The 582-nt window shown below is 55.3% G+C and carries 1 protein-coding gene; it reads left to right on the top strand.

Going from position 1 to position 582, the window contains the following annotated elements; translation table 11 throughout:
* Nucleotides 1-33: 33 nt before the first annotated feature.
* The gene (gene pal, locus CFE47_RS31450) at nt 34-534 is read left to right on the top strand and encodes a peptidoglycan-associated lipoprotein Pal (RefSeq protein WP_003209827.1); all 501 of its coding nucleotides are present in this window, start codon (nt 34-36) and stop codon (nt 532-534) included.
* Nucleotides 535-582 lie beyond the last annotated feature (48 nt).

Genomic DNA, 582 nt, shown 5'->3' with positions numbered 1-582 from the left:
CTTAACACACTGGGGTTCATTAGGAGTTTCACGATGGAAATGCTGAAGTTTGGTAAGTTTGCTGCTCTGGCTCTGGCTCTGTCCGTAGCCGTTGGTTGCTCGTCTAAAGGCGGCGACAATGCCGGTGAAGGCGCAGCTGTTGATCCAAACGCTGGTTACGGCGCTAACACTGGTGCTGTTGACGGCTCCCTGAGCGAAGAAGCTGCTCTGCGCGCTATCACCACTTTCTACTTCGAATACGACAGTTCGGACCTGAAGCCAGAAGCCATGCGCGCTCTGGACGTTCACGCGAAGGACCTGAAAGCTAACGGCGCTCGCGTTGTTCTGGAAGGTAACACTGACGAACGTGGTACTCGTGAGTACAACATGGCACTGGGCGAGCGTCGTGCGAAAGCCGTTCAGCGCTACCTGGTACTGCAAGGTGTTGCTCCAGGCCAACTGGAACTGGTTTCCTACGGTAAAGAGCGTCCAGTTGCTACTGGCCACGACGAGCAGTCCTGGGCTCAAAACCGTCGCGTCGAACTGCGTAAGTAATTCGTCATGCGAACGTGCCGTCGTGCTCTAACTGTATTGGCTCTCAGC

Source organism: Pseudomonas sp. PGPPP1 (genome assembly GCF_002255865.1).
Taxonomy (GTDB): domain Bacteria; phylum Pseudomonadota; class Gammaproteobacteria; order Pseudomonadales; family Pseudomonadaceae; genus Aquipseudomonas; species Aquipseudomonas cremoris.
The sequence above is the reverse complement of the archived record's forward strand: the minus strand, read 5'-3'. Positions and strand labels throughout refer to the sequence as shown.

Coding starts and splice junctions, on each gene's coding strand:
- pal (WP_003209827.1), top strand. CDS start 34: ATGGAAATGCTGAAGTTTGGTAAGTTTGCTGCTCTGGCTCTGGCTCTG.